General features: G+C 58.4%; 19 protein-coding genes. 8 read left to right on the forward strand and 11 right to left on the reverse strand.

Features of this window, described 5'->3' with window-relative positions; translation table 11 throughout:
* The first annotated feature begins 22 nt into the window (after window positions 1–22).
* Complete coding sequence (locus tag QP891_RS04700; protein ID WP_284770082.1) at window positions 23–595, forward strand: hypothetical protein; 573 nt, start codon at window positions 23–25, stop codon at window positions 593–595.
* A gap of 3 nt (window positions 596–598) precedes the next feature.
* On the forward strand, window positions 599–1,177 hold the full coding sequence (locus QP891_RS04705) for a hypothetical protein (protein ID WP_284770081.1): 579 nt from the start codon (window positions 599–601) through the stop codon (window positions 1,175–1,177).
* A gap of 295 nt (window positions 1,178–1,472) precedes the next feature.
* On the opposite strand, the gene QP891_RS04710 is transcribed toward QP891_RS04705, so the two are convergent.
* The 6 genes from QP891_RS04710 to QP891_RS04735 all read right to left on the reverse strand — a co-directional run bounded on the left by QP891_RS04710 (window position 1,473) and on the right by QP891_RS04735 (window position 7,534).
* Window positions 1,473–2,978: an alpha-amylase family protein gene (locus tag QP891_RS04710; RefSeq protein ID WP_284770080.1), complete on the reverse strand. Its 1,506-nt coding sequence runs from the start codon at window positions 2,976–2,978 to the stop codon at window positions 1,473–1,475.
* A complete protein-coding gene (locus QP891_RS04715; RefSeq protein ID WP_023028381.1) occupies window positions 2,975–3,160 on the reverse strand; it encodes a hypothetical protein in 186 nt (61 codons plus the stop codon). Before QP891_RS04715 ends, QP891_RS04710 begins: the two co-directional genes overlap by 4 nt.
* Window positions 3,160–3,981 carry a carbohydrate ABC transporter permease gene (locus QP891_RS04720; protein WP_284770079.1) on the reverse strand — a complete coding sequence of 274 codons (822 nt, stop codon included), beginning with the start codon at window positions 3,979–3,981 and terminating at the stop codon, window positions 3,160–3,162. Before QP891_RS04720 ends, QP891_RS04715 begins: the two co-directional genes overlap by 1 nt.
* Entirely contained in the window at window positions 3,981–4,988 is a 1,008-nt protein-coding gene (locus QP891_RS04725) for a carbohydrate ABC transporter permease (RefSeq protein ID WP_284770078.1), read from the reverse strand. The genes QP891_RS04720 and QP891_RS04725 overlap by 1 nt, the downstream gene beginning before the upstream one ends.
* A 195-nt stretch (window positions 4,989–5,183) precedes the next feature.
* Window positions 5,184–6,440, reverse strand: coding sequence for an ABC transporter substrate-binding protein (locus QP891_RS04730; RefSeq protein ID WP_284770077.1), 1,257 nt, complete (start codon window positions 6,438–6,440; stop codon window positions 5,184–5,186).
* Window positions 6,441–6,541: 101 nt separating this feature from the next.
* The gene (locus QP891_RS04735; protein ID WP_284770076.1) at window positions 6,542–7,534 is read right to left on the reverse strand and encodes an ABC transporter ATP-binding protein; all 993 of its coding nucleotides are present in this window, start codon (window positions 7,532–7,534) and stop codon (window positions 6,542–6,544) included.
* 43 nt (window positions 7,535–7,577) lie between these two features.
* On the opposite strand from QP891_RS04735, the gene QP891_RS04740 reads away from it, so the two are divergent.
* Both QP891_RS04740 and QP891_RS04745 read left to right on the forward strand, forming a co-directional pair.
* A complete protein-coding gene (locus tag QP891_RS04740; RefSeq protein WP_284770075.1) occupies window positions 7,578–8,447 on the forward strand; it encodes a biotin--[acetyl-CoA-carboxylase] ligase in 870 nt (289 codons plus the stop codon).
* A gap of 146 nt (window positions 8,448–8,593) precedes the next feature.
* Window positions 8,594–9,034 carry a YdbT family protein gene (locus QP891_RS04745; protein ID WP_284770074.1) on the forward strand — a complete coding sequence of 147 codons (441 nt, stop codon included), beginning with the start codon at window positions 8,594–8,596 and terminating at the stop codon, window positions 9,032–9,034.
* Here QP891_RS04745 and budA read toward each other — a convergent pair.
* Window positions 9,012–9,743 (reverse strand): acetolactate decarboxylase, encoded by a 732-nt coding sequence (budA, locus tag QP891_RS04750; RefSeq protein ID WP_284770073.1) that lies wholly within the window; start codon window positions 9,741–9,743, stop codon window positions 9,012–9,014. The genes QP891_RS04745 and budA overlap by 23 nt on opposite strands.
* Between budA and QP891_RS04755 the strand changes: the two genes are divergently transcribed.
* Both QP891_RS04755 and purE read left to right on the forward strand, forming a co-directional pair.
* A complete protein-coding gene (locus QP891_RS04755) occupies window positions 9,729–10,937 on the forward strand; it encodes a 5-(carboxyamino)imidazole ribonucleotide synthase (RefSeq protein WP_284770072.1) in 1,209 nt (402 codons plus the stop codon). The genes budA and QP891_RS04755 overlap by 15 nt on opposite strands.
* 24 nt (window positions 10,938–10,961) lie before the next feature.
* Window positions 10,962–11,462: a 5-(carboxyamino)imidazole ribonucleotide mutase gene (gene purE / locus QP891_RS04760; RefSeq protein WP_284770071.1), complete on the forward strand. Its 501-nt coding sequence runs from the start codon at window positions 10,962–10,964 to the stop codon at window positions 11,460–11,462.
* A gap of 49 nt (window positions 11,463–11,511) precedes the next feature.
* Here the strand turns inward: purE and QP891_RS04765 are convergent, their stop codons facing one another.
* Genes QP891_RS04765 through QP891_RS04775 form a run of 3 tightly spaced genes read right to left on the reverse strand, consistent with a single transcriptional unit; the run spans window position 11,512 to window position 13,750 of the window.
* On the reverse strand, window positions 11,512–11,796 hold the full coding sequence (locus QP891_RS04765) for a hypothetical protein (protein ID WP_284770070.1): 285 nt from the start codon (window positions 11,794–11,796) through the stop codon (window positions 11,512–11,514).
* 48 nt (window positions 11,797–11,844) lie between these two features.
* Window positions 11,845–12,753: a ribokinase gene (locus tag QP891_RS04770; RefSeq protein WP_284770069.1), complete on the reverse strand. Its 909-nt coding sequence runs from the start codon at window positions 12,751–12,753 to the stop codon at window positions 11,845–11,847.
* Window positions 12,722–13,750, reverse strand: a complete 1,029-nt coding sequence (locus QP891_RS04775; protein ID WP_284770068.1) for a LacI family DNA-binding transcriptional regulator — start codon at window positions 13,748–13,750, stop codon at window positions 12,722–12,724. The genes QP891_RS04770 and QP891_RS04775 overlap by 32 nt, the downstream gene beginning before the upstream one ends.
* A 120-nt stretch (window positions 13,751–13,870) precedes the next feature.
* Here QP891_RS04775 and QP891_RS04780 point away from each other — a divergent pair, with 120 nt between their 5' ends.
* On the forward strand, window positions 13,871–14,326 hold the full coding sequence (locus QP891_RS04780; protein WP_284770067.1) for a YdcF family protein: 456 nt from the start codon (window positions 13,871–13,873) through the stop codon (window positions 14,324–14,326).
* A 6-nt stretch (window positions 14,327–14,332) separates the two neighbouring features.
* Here QP891_RS04780 and QP891_RS04785 read toward each other — a convergent pair whose 3' ends face one another.
* A complete protein-coding gene (locus QP891_RS04785) occupies window positions 14,333–15,376 on the reverse strand; it encodes an RNase H family protein (RefSeq protein ID WP_284770066.1) in 1,044 nt (347 codons plus the stop codon).
* Window positions 15,377–16,410: 1,034 nt separating this feature from the next.
* On the opposite strand from QP891_RS04785, the gene QP891_RS04790 reads away from it, so the two are divergent.
* On the forward strand, window positions 16,411–16,809 hold the full coding sequence (locus QP891_RS04790) for an endonuclease domain-containing protein (RefSeq protein WP_284770065.1): 399 nt from the start codon (window positions 16,411–16,413) through the stop codon (window positions 16,807–16,809).
* The last annotated feature ends 99 nt before the right edge of the window (window positions 16,810–16,908 follow it).

A 16,908-nucleotide genomic window follows, 5' to 3' on the forward strand; every position in this document is an offset into this window, starting at 1 on the left:
CTACCTGCTAGGAGTACATCTCATGCGCATTTCCAAGATTGCGTCCACCACCGCGGCTTTAGCCGTTGCCGCCGGCGTATTCGCTGCCCCAGCCGCCAATGCATTGCCGCAGCGCGACCTGGGCCCTGCAAACCCCACTACGATTGGTGAACGTTGCGCCAATCCTGGCGATACCGGCCAGACCATTGATATTAAGCGCACCTATTTCGACGGTTCCGCCGGCACCTGGACCGTTTCCAACTACAACGACGAGCCGCTTCCCGTAACCCGCTCCATCAAAGAAACCAAGTCCAAGACCTGGAACGTTTCTGCTGGTGTGGACTTCAAGCTGTTGGATCTGATTCACTTCACCTTCTCCTCCAGCTACACCTCTAGCCAGACCTACGAGGTAGGCGAGCAGGTGGGCCCATACGATATCGCCCCGGGTAAGACTGCCGTGCTGAAGGCTGGTTGGGTAGTCTCTGACTTCGAGGGTCAAAAGACCGTGTGCGGTTCCGACCACACCTGGCAAGCCAATGGCGGTAAATTTACCGCAACTCTGCCCAAGGAACGCCACGTCGCAGTCTCCACCCGTGATAACAACGATTGGGGTTAAACCGTGAAGGTGAAGTCCATCGCTAGTGCAATCGCAGCGCTGAGCTTGGTGGCCGTTCCCGTAGCCCATGCCTCTGACTTCGGCGGAGACTTTGAACTGCCCCAGCGCTGGAACGATGACTTTAAGCCCGGCACGCATTGCGCAACGCCGGGGGAGAACTCAACCTATGTCACCGCGAAGCGCCGCTGGTTCAAGCAAACCGATGCCGCAAGCGTGGCAAACCACAATGCTGAGCCGGTGCCGGTCAAACACACCGTATCCAAAGCGCGGACGGAAACCGTTGAGGTTTCCGGCTCCGTGCAGGGAGAGGGAGATTTGGCCAAGATCCTGACTAAGACCTACGGATTCAACTATGTAAGCGAACAACACTGGAAGATTAACCAGGTAGTTGGGCCATACACCTTGCCTGCAAATTCCCAAGGCAAGTTGGTGTGGGGCTTTACCATGCTGGATACCGATGGCCAGGATGTGCGCTGCAACCGAGATCAAGTATGGGAAACGGTAGGAAAACCATATTCGGCCACTGTCCCTGAAGCTCGCTATTCCGAGCTGCGCTTAGAAGACGCTCCGGACTGGAGTTAGTTCATCAGAAAATGAGCCCAGCCGCACCCTGTGAATGGGGTGTGGAGCTGGGCTCTTTTTTGTAGCAGCTACGGCGCGCACTGCTTGGTTTGTAGAAGTGCATCCTCCAAAGTGCATCCTCTGAAGTGCATCCTCCAAAGTGCAGGGTCCTCTGCAACATTTGAGGAAGATTTGCGATATCTGAGGGCCGGGTTTGCTCAGTTATCGCAGTGGAGGATGCACAAATTGCAAAAGCAGGCCCATCCACCGGCATGGCTGGCCGTGCAGCGGTCATGCCGGGCCAAAGACAGCCGCTCTAGGCCGGCAACCAGGCGTATCCGTAAGGTCCGAGCTCGACGGGGCCTAGGTCAACGGAGCGGTCGCTGAAATTGTGCAGGCACAACAGGTCGCCGCGCTGGTAACCGAGCACACTTTCCTTACCGGTTTCCACTGGCTCGCAGGGTGCCGTTCCCAGGTCGGGGTGCGCGTGGCGCTCTGCAATCATGGTGCGCACGCTGTGGAGCAGGGAAGTGGCATCGTTGAGCTGAGATTCCACGGACGTGCCGCCGACGATAGGCAGCCGCGCCGGGGTGCGCGCGCTAAAGCCCGCGGTTTCGCTATCGTCCCACTGCATGGGGGTGCGAACGGCATAACGATCCGGCAAAGAGGTGTCATCGAGCATGCCGATTTCATCGCCATAATAAATAAATGGCGCTCCCGGCAGGGTCATCAGCAGCGAAAACATCAGCTCCACCTTGCGGCGGTCCCCACCCATCAACGGCATGAGCCGCCTGGCGATGCCCACGTGCGCCCGCATGCCTTCCTCTGGCAGGTAGGTCTGATACATCAGCTCACGGACATCATCGTCAACCATTTCCAAGGTCAATTCGTCGTGGTTGCGCAGGAAGGTACCCCACTGGCAGCCCTCGGGCAGCGGCGGTAGTTGGTCGAGGATGTCGTAGACGGGGGTGGCATCGCCAAGCGCGAGCGCTTGGTACAGCCGCGGCATGACCGGGAAGTTGAAGACCATGTGGAAGCGGTTGCCGGAGCCGTAGAAATCCATGGTCTCCTTGGGCGGCTGGTTGGCCTCCGCAATGAGGACGGCCTCGGGATAGTGGGTATCCATAAAGGAGCGAATCTTTTCCACGAACTCCACCGTCTCCGGCAGGGATTCGCCGCCGAGCTCATCGCGCTCGAAGAGGTACGCAATGGCATCGAGGCGCAGGCCATCAAGGCCTTTGTCCATCCAGAAGGACAAGATATTAAAGACCTCATCCTGCACGTCCGGGTTATCGTAATTGAGATCCGGCTGGTGGGAGTAAAAGCGGTGGAAATAGTACTGCTGGCGCTCCTCGTCCCAGGTCCAGTTGGAGGTCTCGACGTCGGTGAAAATGACGCGGATTTCGGGGTAGCGCTCGGGGTCATCGCCCCAGACGTAGAAATCCCCAAACGGGCCATCCGGATCGGAGCGCGAGGCCTGGAACCACGGGTGGTCGGAGCTGGTGTGGTTGAGCGCCAGGTCCGTCATGATGCGCATATCGCGGCGGTGCAATTCCTCAACCAGTTCCTCGAAATCCGCCATCGTGCCGTAATCGGGGTGGATGGAGTAATAATCGGCGATATCGTAGCCGTCATCGCGCAGCGGCGAGGCATAAAACGGCGAGAGCCAGAGGCAGTCCACGCCCAACCACTGGAGGTAATCCAGCTTGTCGATGACCCCGCGCAGCGTACCGATGCCCTTATTTTCGGCCTCGTTATTGCCAGAGTCCTTAAAGGAGCCCACGAGGGCTTGATAGAAGACGGCGTTGTGGTACCAGCTCATTGCAGATCCTTTCTTTTTGCCCGCCACGCAAGATAGGTCAGTGCGCACAGCGCGCCGGCCACTAGGCCGGGCCATACGGCGGGAGAGTCTTCAAATAGGTTCACCACGGCTTGGATAACCGCAAGACACGCGAAGAAGCCGAGGAATCCGAGAAGCGAATCCCACAGCAGGGACCGGCGCATTAGGCCTTGACACCTCCTGCGGTAAGCCCGGCGACGATGCGGTGCTGGAAAATGAGCACCATGATGATAAGCGGAATGGTCACCAATGCACCAGCCGCCATGGTTGCGGCATAAGGGTACTCGAAGGCCGAGGGGCCAGAGAAACGGGCGATGGCCACCGTGACCGGCTCGGTCGCAGTCGTGGACAGCTGCTTGGCCAACATGAATTCATTCCACGTGGTGATAAAGGCGATGATCGCGGTGGTAAACAGTGCCGGTGCGGCCAGAGGCAGGAGGATGAGGCGGAAGGCCTGGGCACGTGAAGCGCCATCCACACGGGCAGCCTCCTCAAGCTCCCACGGCAGCTGCCGGAAAAAGCTGAGCAGGGTATAGACCGTTAGTGGCAGGGCGAAGGAGATATTTGGGATGATCATCGCCCGGTAGGTGCCGATCCACTCTAGGCGGCCAAAGAGCTGGAAGAGCGGGGTAACCAGCGCGATGGCAGGGAACATGGAGGCCGCCAGGATGATGCCGGTGACAATACCCTTGCCGGGAAAGTCATAGCGGGAGAGCGCATACGCGGTAAATACGCCGACTAAGACGGCTACCGTGGTGGTTGCGAGCGAGATGAACAGCGAATTGCCCAGCGCGCCGAGGAAGTCATTGCCCTTATCCGTTGCGAGGGCATCGCGGAAATTATCGAGCGTGATATGCGTTGGCCAGGGCGTGGTATCGAAGGTGAATTCCTGGCTGCGCAGGGCGGTGACCACCATCCAATAAAAAGGGGCAAGGCCCCAGAACATGATGAAGATAATGCCCGCGTAGTGTCCGAATTTACGCATTATTTTGCACCCTTTCTGCCGGAGACATCCGCGCCTAGGAAGCGGATGAGGATGAAGGCGACGAAGAAGATGAGCAAGAAGATAAGGGTGGATAGCGCCGAGGCGGAATTGAAGTTACCTTGGCGCATATCTTCCACCACCAGCTGGGAAATGGTGGCGGTAGGGGAATTAGAGGAGCTCGAAATCATGATGACGGGAAGGTCATACATGCGCAGCGCATCCAGGGTGCGGAAGAGCACGGCCACCATCAGGGCTGGGCGCACTAGCGGCAGGGTGATGCGGAAGAAGGTTTGGATGCGGTTAGCGCCATCGACGCGGGCGGCATCGTAGACATCCTTGGGGATTATCTGCAGGCCAGCCAGGATGAGCAGGGCCATAAACGGTGCGGTCTTCCACACGTCTGCGATGATGACGGCAAAGCGCGCATAAAACGGGTCCGTGGTCCAGGCGATATTCGCGCCCAGCAAGGAATTGACTATGCCGTCCGGGGCGAACATGAACTGCCACAGCTTGGCCGTCACGGCGGTAGGAATGGCCCAGGGGATAAGCACGGCAGCGCGCACTAAGCCGCGGCCGCGGTACTCGCCGTTCATGATGATGGCCATGAACATGCCGAGAATGGTCTCCAGGGCGACCGTGACCACGGTGAAAAACAGCGTGATTTTTACGGCGGGCCAAAAGTCGGTGGCGATAACTCCGGGCGGACACGTCGTGATTTCACCCGCACCGGACACACAGCGGTTATTGATCCAGTACAGGTAATTGTCTAGCCCGGCAAAACTGCCTTCTTCAAAGAGACCCGTTTTGGGGTTGAGCTGCCGGTTTCCCTGGAAAGACAGGATGACCGCGCGCACGATGGGATAGCCGATGATAATGCCCAGTACGATGAGCGCCGGGGCGATCAGCGCGGCCGGGCGCCCGAAATTGGCAAACCTGGAGGTGCTAGAGGCGCGCTTGGGCTTTTTCGATCGAGGGTGCTTCTGTTGCGTCGGCGAAGTGGTGACCACGGGAGTTCGCCTTTCTGATTCAGATGATTTCTAGTGCGCTAGATTCTATCCCCAACTGGGACGGGAAAACCACAAAGGGTGAGGCAGTGGCATATGCGCCTTCCTCACCCATTTGTGTACTAGCGGTTCGCTATATATTTCTCGCTTTTCAGCATGCTCCCTGCCCGTAGGATACGAGGTCCAGGGAGGGCTTCTTTAACCCTGCGAAGCAGAATCGATGGCCGCCTTCATATCGGAGGTGGCATCCTCGACGGACTTGCCATCGGTAAGCGCGGCATAAGCGTTGTCCTGAATGGCCTTAGAGATGGCGGAATAGAACGGCGATACCGGACGCGGTGCGGCGTTTTCTAGGGATTCCTTCAGCGCTGGCAAGTAGGGGAATTCCTCCTGCAACTGTGGATCATCGTAGATGGAGGAAAGAACCGGCGGGAAGGACTGCTCAGCAAAGGACTTCTGGTTCTCCTCATTGATGATGAAGTTCATGAAGTCCAGGGCGGTGCCCTTGTTCTTGGAATTGATGTTGATGCCGTTGTTGTAGCCGCCCAAGGTGGACACGCCAACGCCATCCTTGCCCAGCGGTGCTTGGACCTCAACGTCAATGCCGGCATCTACGGCATTGGTGTACATGTAGGGCCAGTTCACTGCGAAGGCGGTCTTGCCTTCGGTGAAGGCCATGTTGGTCTCTTCCTCGGTGGCGGCGGTGGAGTCCTTGGAGATGATTTCGTCTTCATAAGCATCCACCATGGCCTGCAGGCCTTCCTGGGCTTCCTTGGAGTCGACGGTGGCATTGCCGTCATCGTCAAGCACCGAGCCGCCCCAGCCCTCCATGAAGCCGGCGGTGTTCAAAGCCAAGCCCTCGTACTGCTTGAGCTGGGTGGTCAGGCACTTCTTGTCATCTTCCAGGGCCTTGCAGGCGGATTCGAGGTCAGCGAATTTCTCCGGGGTAGCGTCCGCGAGCTCAGTATTGCGGAAGAGGAGCTGGCCGTTGGTGTTTTGCGGGAGCGCATACAGCACGTCGTTGTAGATGGCCGATTCCACGGTGGCGGGCAAGAGTTCCGAGGTATCGGTCTCGAAGTCACCGTTAAGCGGCTGGAGCCACTGGTTGGCGGCGAATTCCGCGGTCCAGACCACGTCGAGGGCCATGACATCGTAGTCATCATTGCCAGCCTGGAGGGACTGCACCAGGGTTTCGCGCTGGGCATCGGCCTCGCCCGCGAGCTCCTTGAGGGTGACCTTTTCATCCGGATTTTCTTCATTCCACTTATCGATGATGGGAGTGATCTTATCCGTGTCGTTCTTGCCCATGGCAAAGGTGATGGGGCCGTGGGAGTCAGCGCCGGAACCGGATGCGGAGCCATCCGCGTTATCTGCACCGTCGTCAGACGTGGAGCAGCCTGCCAGCGCCAATACTGCCGTGGTGGCGACTGTGGTGCGAATGAAGTACTTCTTCATGGGAATTCACCTTTCAGAAAGCTTGGGTGTTCCTTAAAAATAATTTACAAACACCGCGCGCAGAATAGATTTTGATTATTCACCTCTAAATGGGGGGTAATTTAGGAGGTGGAGATACGTCGCCCGGTTTCTGGGTCAAAGCGGTGTGCAGCGCTTGCATCAAAGGTCAATACAACCTCCTCACCGCGCTGCGGCGGGGTGCCTTCACACCGGGCCACGAACCGTGCGCTACCCACCGTGGCGTAGATAAAGGATTCGGAACCCAACTCTTCAACCAGGTCGACCACGCCGCGCAGTCCCTCAGCCCCCTCATTGAGGTGCATATTTTCCGGGCGCACCCCCAGGCGCTCGCCGTCGTGGTCAAAGATATTCATTGCAGGCGAACCAATAAAGCCGGCGACGAACTCGTTGGCCGGTTCCGCATAAAGTTCGCGCGGCGGGGCAACCTGTTGCAATTCGCCATCTTTCAGCACCGCGACTCGGTGCCCCAGCGTCATGGCCTCGACCTGGTCGTGGGTGACATAGACCGTGGTGGTACCAAGGCGCTGCTGCAGGCTCGCAAGCTCCGTACGGGTTTGCACGCGCAGCTTCGCATCCAGGTTAGAGAGCGGCTCATCCATGAGGAAGGCCTTAGGGTTGCGCACAATGGCACGGCCCATGGCAACGCGCTGGCGCTGACCGCCCGAGAGGTCCTTGGGCTTGCGCTTAAGGAACTCGCTCAACCCCAGCATCTCTGCGGCTTCCTGGACCTTTTGCTTGATTTCAGCCTTGGGGAGCTTCGCCAGCTTGAGCGAAAAGCCCATGTTTTCTTCCACCGAAAGGTGCGGGTAGAGCGCATAATTTTGAAAAACCATCGCAATATCGCGATCACCCGGTTCAAGGCCCGTGACATCCGTATCATCGATGAGAATCCGGCCACTAGACGTTGGTTCAAGGCCGGCCAGCGCGCGCAGCGTCGTGGACTTGCCGCAGCCAGAAGGGCCCACCAAAACGAGGAACTCGCCGTCCGCGATTTCTAGGTCCAATTCCTTCACGGTGGGCGCCGCCGCGCCGGGGTAAGTGATATTTACCTTTTCAAAAGTGACCTTTGCCATGCGCAACACACTAGCACCACCAGCGGACGGTATCTTGGAATCTATGACTGCACTTGATAAGCACCGCATCCGCACCGCCCTGGCAGAGGACTTCACCACCATCGATTTTGTGGATCAGACCGGTTCCACCAATACCGATCTGATGCAGGCCATCAATGTCACCGATGGCACCGTGCTGCTTGCCGATGAGCAGTTGTCCGGCAAAGGCCGCCTCGGCCGGGCGTGGACGGCGCCAGCCGAATCCCAGGTGATCTTTTCCGTGCTGCTTTTGCCCGATTCTCTCGACCACTTGGGCACGCTTCCGCTGGCTGCGGGCCTGGCCGTGACCGATTCCATCGAGGGCTCCGTGCTGAAATGGCCGAATGACGTGCATATCGATGGCAATAAACTCTGCGGCATCCTTGCCGAGGCCGGTCCCGTGGGCCAAGCCTTCAAGTCCGCACCGAAGACTGAGGTCAATAAGGCAGAACTGAATAAAACTGAGTTGAACAAGGCTGAGGTCAACAAAGCTGAAGTCAATAAAGCCGAAGTAAATAAGGCCGTCGGCGGGCAGGCGCCCTCTGCGCGCGTGGTCGTAGGCATGGGTATTAATGTCACGCTCAGCCGCGAAGAATTGCCCATTGAAAAGGCCACCTCGTTGGCTCTGGAAGGCCGCGATACCGACCGCACCGAGCTGGCCATTACCGTGCTGAAAAACCTGCGCCGCCGCATTACGCAGTGGGAGAACCAGGATCCGCAGCTTATGCAGGATTACCGCGCGGTGTGCTCATCCATTGACCAGGAGGTGCGGCTGGAGACCCCGACTGGCGATGTCATCGGCCGTGTTGAGGGCATTGGTGAGGACGGCCGCATTAACGTCGCAGGCGAGTACTACTCCGCCGGTGACGTGACGCATCTGCGTCCGGCGCGATAGGCGCCGCACGTTAGATGTCGCACGATCGGCGCCGCGCGATAGTCGCCGCGCGATAGGTATCGCGCGGCAGGCGACGCGCAGCAGGCGTCGGGTGGTAGTTCGCGCAGTCCGAGTAGCGCTGCCTCGCACTGGTACTATCCATGGCTATGGGATTGATGAAGATGGGCCAAGGCGAGGTCAAGCGCGCGGATGTATCCGCGCCATTTCGCGCGCTCGTTTTCCCATTTCTGGAGCTCATCCTCATTACGGGCGTGCTGTGGATTGCCATCGGCTGGTGCGATGCCCAGGGAGTAGAACCCATGCTGCGCAACGGGCTCGTCGTCTTGTGGGCCGGGCTGAGCACGTGGCGCTTTCTCATTCCGTTTTATAAGGCTCGCCGCAAGCGGTTCATCGTGACCAATCGCCGCGTCATTGTGCGGGAAGGCCGCCACATCGATTCAATTCCGCTGGAAGATATTCGCGGCGCCCGCAAGCGCCGCGGCGGTATCTCCATTGCGCTCAATGGCTGGGACAGGGCCATGTATTTTCCCACCGTAGCCAAGTCAAAGCAGGTAGCAGAGATTATTAATGATCGCCCTTGGTTTTAACCTCGGTCGAGTGTAATTGCTTATCAAGATCCTCCGGTGCGAGGTTAGCGCTGCTGAATTCTTGGGTCAGCGGCAGGCGCAGTTCTAGATCGGAACCGGGGCAGAGCTCGATTTTCGCCTCATCCACGGTGTAATCCAGCACATGTCCGCCGGACTTACGCGCGGCGTCGATAAAGTGCACGTGGCATCCTGGCACCGAAATCCCGCGCTCGTACACGGGAGTGCGGAAGCCGCCGATGACGCCTTCGACATCGCTAAAGTGCAGCTCTTTATCGCCACCGACCGCCTTGGTCATTGGGGGATAGGGCTTGGTTTGTTTGACCACGGTGCGCGTGGTGACCTCAGAGAACCTGCCCGTGATACGGACCGCGTACATGTAGTTGGCGGAAGGTTCCACCTCATCGATGAAGGCGGAAAGCTCGTCGCGGCGCAGGCCCCGTGGGGCATCGACAAGAATGCGCGGCACAAAGTTGGTGGCCACGGCATAAGGGGTTTGCTGGTCCAAGTCCGCAACCCGTGCGGAGCCATCGCCGCGCAGTTGGTAGCAGGTCCCGTCCAGGATAATCATTTCACCATCGAGGCCATTAAAGGTACCGATGCCGAAATTGCCCTTTCCTAGCAGCTCAGAGATGGTCATCTCGCCGTCATAAATGCCATCAAGGAGGGCGCTCATGAGGGAGTTCTGGAAGATCGAATGACGGGTAAACATGGTATCCAAGCTAATATTGTGGGCGTGAGTGTCTCAAAACCTATTGTAACTGTCTGTGGCGATGGTCAGCTGGCGCGCATGATGCAGCCTGCCGCCGCTGAACTCGATATTCATCTGCGGATTCTTGCTGGTAGCCCGGATTCTTCGACCGCGCAGGTCACCCCGGACATCGTGGTGGGCGATTATCACAAGTACGAGGATCTGCTCGCGGCAGCCCGCGGCGCGGATGCGGTTACCTTCGAGCATGAGCATGTGCCCAATGAGCATTCCGCCGCGCTTATCGATGCCTCCTTTAACGTCCAGCCCCAGCCCAGCGCCCTGCGCTATGCCCAGGACAAGCTGGACATGCGGGAAAAGCTCTCCGCACTGGGGGCGCCCGTTCCGCGGTTTAGCGCAATCGAATCCGTTGCTGATGCCCGCGCTTTTTTCGATGCCGTAGACGGGCGCGTTTGTCTCAAGGCCCGCCGCGGTGGCTATGACGGCAAGGGCGTGTGGTTTCCCTCGGATGCCGATCTTGATGAGCTCGTCGCCGAGCCATTAGATGCCGGCACGCCGCTCATGGCCGAAGAGAAGGTGGATCTGACCCGCGAGCTGTCCATCTTGGTAGCGCGCCGCCCATCCGGTGAAGCCAAGGTCTGGCCCATTACCCAGTCCCGCCAGGCCAACGGCATCTGTGCCGAGGCCATCGCGCCCGCGCCCGATCTCTCGCCTGAGCTGGCAGAACGCGCCTCTGCGCTGGGGCTAAGCATTGCCGAATCCCTCGGCGTGACCGGCGTGCTAGCCGTGGAGCTTTTCGCCTTCAACGGTGAAGGTGGCGAGGATATCTCCGTTAATGAATTGGCCATGCGCCCGCACAATACCGGCCACTGGACCCAGGATGGTTGCGTGACCTCGCAGTTCGAGCAGCACCTGCGCGCCGTACTCGACCTGCCCTTGGGTGCGGTGGACGCCCTAGCCCCGGTGACCGTTATGGCAAATGTGCTCGGCGCGGACGAAGATCCCAAGATGCCTATGCCGCAGCGTGTGCGCGAGGTCATGGAACGCTACCCGCACGCCAAGATTCACCTGTACGGCAAGGACCACCGCGCTGGACGCAAGATCGGCCACGTCAATGTCGCTGGTACATCACTCGATGAGACCCGCGATGCCGCCCGCCAGGCCGCGCACTTTCTCATGCACGCAACGTGGGCATAACTCTTAAAACCTAGAAAGGACATTATGGAACCGCAGGTAGGAATCATCATGGGCTCGGATTCGGATTGGCCCACCGTCGAACCCGCAGCGGAAGTCCTCGCGGACTTCGGCATCCCCTTTGAGGTTGGCGTGGTCAGCGCCCACCGCACCCCGGAAAAGATGCTGGCCTATGCCAAGGGAGCGCACACCCGGGGCCTTAAGGCCATCATCGCCTGTGCCGGTGGCGCCGCCCACCTGCCGGGCATGGTTGCCGCGGCCACGCCGCTGCCCGTTATCGGCATCCCGCGCGCACTCAAGGACCTCGATGGCCTAGACTCCCTGCTTTCTATCGTGCAGATGCCTAGCGGCGTTCCAGTGGCCACCGTCTCCATCGGCGGCGCAAAGAACGCCGGCCTGCTGGCCGCCCGCATCCTGGGCGCCGGAGACCCAGCGCTGCAAGACAAGATGGTTGCCTACCAAGAAAAGATGGCAGAGGAAGTCGAGCAGAAGGATAAGAACCTGCGCTCGAAGCTGCTAGGGGAGTAGGGAGGAGCTCCTTTCTTTTTCGGCTAAAAGAGGGGGAGACTCCAGCCAGCTACCGTTTAGAATTCTTGGAGTCATTGTGGAACCACTCTTTGATCTGCATCCAGAGCAATCCACCAATAAAAACGACGAAACCTAGTACATAAGAAACCCAGAATTCTTTCGGTACCGATTCTTCGCCATTGAAAAGCCACTCAGTGCCGCCAAGGTAAAGAGCAAAAGGTAAGGGGACAAGCAGAAATATCAATAGCGAGATTAAAAAGGCTTTCCATTTTTTAGGCTCGCTCTTACCGCTTCTCTCTTTATTCTTACTATCCTTTCCAAGGCTCTTATGCATGATGGCTGATGTGACCTTCCATTGCAGTGACTTTAAAACTGGACGCTTTTATTTCTGCGTGACCTCTGACAATTGTGAAGAGGTCGTGGGATAGGACGGCTGGGCGCCGGCGCTGGTGGCGGCGAAGGCACCGACGCGGGCGGCGAAGGTGGCGGCATCGACAAGCGTGGCGCCTTCAAGGAGCTTGGTGCAAAAGGCTCCGGCAAAGGCATCGCCGGCGCCGGTGGTATCGACCGCGGTGATCTGTGGGGTGGGGATGTCCGTGTTGGAATCGGGCGTTGCTACGTAGGCGCCTTCGGCCCCGAGGGTCAGCACCACCGATTTAAAGCCTGCGGAAACCAGGCGGTGGGCGAGCTCGCGCGGGGTGCCGGTGGAAGAAAGACCTAGTTGCTCGAGGATGAGGCCGGCCTCGTGCTCGTTGGCCATGAGGGGATCGGCTTGCAGGAGGGCGTCGCGGTCTACCTCGATGACCGGGGCGAGGTTGACAACCACGCGTCCTTGGGCGGCATCGACTGCGGCTTTGAAACCGGAGGCGGGAATTTCGCCCTGGAGCAGGACCACGTCCGCATCGGCGATGGTGGATTGGCGGGCGGTGACGAAGGGGGCATCGACAAGAGCGTTCGCGCCGGGGGAGATGACGATGGTGTTTTCGCCATCGGCGGAGACCGTGATGACCGCCAAACCGGTAGTGGTATCGGACTGTTCCACCGCGCTGAGATCGATGCCGGAGCTGTGCATGTAGTGCATGGCGGGCTCGGCGTAGGGGTCGGAGCCGACCGCGCCGACGAAAGCTACGTTGGCGCCCAATTGCGCGGCGGCGACCGCTTGGTTCGCGCCCTTGCCGCCAGCGAGGATCTCGCCGCCAGAGCCCAGCAAGGTTTCGCCGGGGTGCGGGTGGCGTTCGGCGTGGACAATAAGGTCAGCATTAATCGATCCGACGACGGTGAGTTTGCTCATGGAATTCCTCCTCTGAATCGGATTCTACGGTGAATGCAGTGGACATGCGGGGAATATATCGCGTATCGATTATCGATCCTTGAGGCGGGCGCTTATTTTTGATGGCCGCGATGAGTTCTGCGGTGGCTATCTTGCCCATGTGGTCGACGTTTTGGTCCACCACGGAAATGGGCGCCGGTTGGAAGCGCAGGTAAATGAAGTCATCGAAACCGACGAGTGCGACTTCCTCTCCAATGGCCTTGCCGGAATTATGACAGGCTTCTAAGGCGCCCGCAGTCATCATTGAATCAGCGGCAACGATGGCCGTGACCCCTGCATTGAGTAGTTCGATCGCACCCTTGTATCCCTCTCGGTGCCGGAAGCTGCCGTGGTGAATGTGGATATCAAGGTCGCGAGCCGCTTCTGTGAATACAGCGAGGCGCTGCCTGCCGGTAGAGGTTTCTTGGGGGCCGGAAAGATAGCCAATCGAGGTATGGCCTTTGTCCTTGAGCTGCGCAATTGCCTTATGCATTCCTGGAGTGGGATCAGAAATCACGGCGGGAAATTCCCCCAGTGTTCGGTCAATCAATAGCAACGGCCGATGGGAGTGGGCCTGGCGGATGGCGTCTTCTGCGTCATCGAGGGGAACAGTAATTATTCCATCGACCTGCCGCTGCGTGAGGGCATCGAGGGCGCGTTCCAAACGCGCAGGATCCTCGCCGCAGCTGGTAATCATGGTGGCGACACCGTGAGCATTAGCTTCTTGTTCAATTGCGGCGGCCATGGCGGCGAAATACGAGTTATCCAGGCTTGGTATGACGAGGCCGATGGCATTGGACCGTGCGTTGCGCAGCGCGCGTGCCTGGGCATTTGGGCGGTAATTGAGCTGTTCGGCTGCTTGTTTTACGCGCCTGCGGGTGGCTGCGGAAATAGCTGGATTTCCTGCCAGCGCGCGCGAGGCGGTGGAAATGGACACCCCAGCTGCGGCGGCTACGTGCTTGAGGGTGGTTGCGGCCAATTCGGCTCCCAGGGGTAGAGCAGCTTCGACGGGTAGTGCAATCGATTGCACACTTGTGTCTCAAGTTACGGTTCAGTACCTGTGTCTGTCAAGGGTTCGCGCCGGTCTAAGCTAATGAGCATGGAAAATTCCCCGCGCGATCCGCTCCTTGTTTTGGGCTCCCGTGTCACCCACGGTCATCCGGGCGCCATGCTGCGGTCTCGTTTGGATAAGACGCTTGAACTCTATTCTGGGCAGACGGTCATCGTCTCTGGCCGCGGGGAAGCGGGCGCGATGGCCGAATACCTCATCAAGCGAGGCGTTGATCCTGGGAATGTGCTTGTGGAACCGGCCGCTACCAGTACAAATGAAAATTTAGAAAACGCACATAGTCTTGCACCAGATGCCGTATTGCAGGTGGTCACCAACGATTTCCATGCCCTGCGCACCACATTGTGGGCCTGGCATTTAGGCATTGCAATTAATGTTCACCCCGCGCGCACGCCGTGGCTGTCGATGCCGCGCAATTACCTACGCGAGGTTGCGGCGACCCCGCATTCCGCAGCGCGAATCCTGTGGCGGCGACTGCGGAGGTAACTGGGGCTATACCGCCTTGAGCGCCTTGCTGATCCCGCTTTGCAAGGTAGCCCGCGATTGCTTCATGGGGTGCGCAATGGCGCGCAGCCCCATATACGCAATCTGATCGGCGGCGCGATTGAGCGGATCCCCGGCATGACCGAGCACACGGCGAATATCCACTTCGCAGGCGCCTTCTAGGTCGCCCCAGGCCTGTTGGAATCGGGAGCGCGCACCAGAAGAGACACCGCGCCACCTGCGTCCCGGACGAGCCGCCTTCGAGCCTTTCTTGTGCACAATGTGGTTGACAGCATCCAATGCCGCAACAGAATCGGATTCGATCACGGCCTTCGTCGCACCTACCTTGAGCAGGTACTTTAAGGCGAGTGTGAGCGCTTCTAACTCCAGTTCATCCGTGCTAGCTTTCGTCTCGCGGGTGCGCAGGCGGTAGTCACCGTTTCCCGCCACGAAACACATCGAACCCTTAAATACGGTATCGGAGGAAGCATCGGTAGCGATGCGCACCACCGCGCCCGCCGGCCAAGATGTCGTATGCGAGAAATTCGGCCACCATTTCGCCTCTGGCGTTTCGACCTTGTTTGCTTCCTTCTTCTTCGGGGCCTCGCCCAGCTTGCGGGCCTTCCGCGCGGTCAAGCCAGCTTGTTTGCGGCGTGCGGAGCTCGCGCTTGCCGATGCCCGATTCTCCCCCGCAAAGCTCCCCGTCACCGTATAGCCGCGCTTCTCGAGCGCCGATCGCAGCGCATTTTGCCTGCGTCCAGTGACAATCCAGGTACGCCCATCGATTCCGCGCAGGGCGCGCTGTAGCTCGCTTACTGCAACTTTGACGATATCGCCCTTTTTGATCTGGCCTTTGCGTACGAAGCGTGCCTGCGGAGTGTTGACCGCGATGACCCACCCCTCGATGGTTCCGTCTTCCGCTGAATCCCAGCGTTCATCCCACAGCGCGATCGCCACATGGACCGGCGCAGACACCATGTCCTTGGTGATTTTGCGGGTGCCGTAGGTACGCGATTGCGTGCCGGTGAGTGCTGAGAGCTCGAGGGGTTCCATTGGTTCTAGTAAATCACGCCCCATTCCAGCGGTGAGCTGCACGCGCCTGATGTGGACTCGATTCGTGACTGTTCGCGATAGTTTTAGGACTCGTTGCGGCCCCTCCCGTAACAGTGCAACAAAGAGCTGTGCACTGGGCTGCTCAAAGGGCTCTTCAGGATGCCTTGCATAAGCTGCTTCAAGAAGCTCTGCAACCGGCTGCTCAAAGGGCTCTTCCGGAAGCGTGGCAACGGGCTGTGGGAAAGCCGTTTCAGGATGCTCCGAAAGTGCAGGGTCTTATGCAATATTTGAAGAGAATTTGCGATATTTGAGGAGCGAGTTTGCTCAGTTATTGCAGTGGAGGTTGACCATAGGAGGCTGACCTTCCAACCCTGACCAAAACGACCGACTACCTATCCTTCGCAAAAGGTCCTAGTCGCCCGTTCCGTGGGATTAGACCCGTTCAATGCGGATGCCCAGCGGGGAGCTCAGAATATGACCATTTGGAGCATCACGCTCAGCAGTTTCTCTAGGAAGCAGCGAAGATAAAGAGCATGTTAAATCATGAGTTAATTAATCTTCGCTATGCAGGTTCAACTAGTCCTTACTATCCCGCGCTGTACACGGGCGAATTAAAGCGAGTCGCTCCATGGATTGCAGTGAAAACAACGACGTGGGAAAGCTGGCCATGGCATAAGCAACAGCTTGCCCTTACTTTAGCGGCCGGCTTAAGTGCGCACCGCGCGTCATTGGTGGCTAAGTCAGCTGCGCGTATTTGGGGAATTTGGGTGATTCCCAGGAGAAAAGAGCTCGTTGAGCTCGCTTCACCTTCAGGAAGCATTCCACCGCACACGCAGTGGCCGCGAAAGTATTACCGAATGTCACGTATAGGGGAGACATCGGTAGAAAGGTCCGGGGTTCGGGTGACTAATCCGGCACGAACGTGCTTGGATATCGCTAGGTTACATGGGTTTCCGGAGGGGCTTGTAGCGGTCGATTCCGCATTGCGTGCGGGCCTAGTTTCGATAGAAGATCTGAAGGAAACTCGGGCAGCAATGGCTCGGATGAAGGGGCCTATCCCCATGAGAATGGTGGTGGAGCATGCGTATGCCGGTTCTGAATCACCGTACGAGTCGCTGTTGCGGGCGTTGATTATTGAAAGGATTCCCACGGCCACTGTGTACCCACAATTTCGTGTATTGGGAAAGTACCGGGCTGACTTATGTATCGATGGGTGGCTCATTATCGAGGTCGACGGGGATACCAAGTACGACGGTACTTATGGGAAAGCACCGGAAACAGTGGTCAAGGAACAGATGCGCAGGCAACGAGAAATCGAAAATCAGCAATTTAGCGTATTGAGATTCGGGCCAAAAGAGCTGGTCAATGAGCCGAATAGGGTAGTGGAGACAATAGTTGAATACCTGGGGCGAAAGGCGGGAAAAGTAGCGTAGATCACCCCCGAAGCACCCCTAGCTATAGATGTTGTTGAACAACCTCCGCAATAACAATTATGATGATGCGAATCACATTTAAGAGAGACCGGCGTCACG

Source organism: Corynebacterium sp. MSK310 (assembly GCF_030227355.1).
Lineage (GTDB): Bacteria > Actinomycetota > Actinomycetes > Mycobacteriales > Mycobacteriaceae > Corynebacterium > Corynebacterium rhinophilum.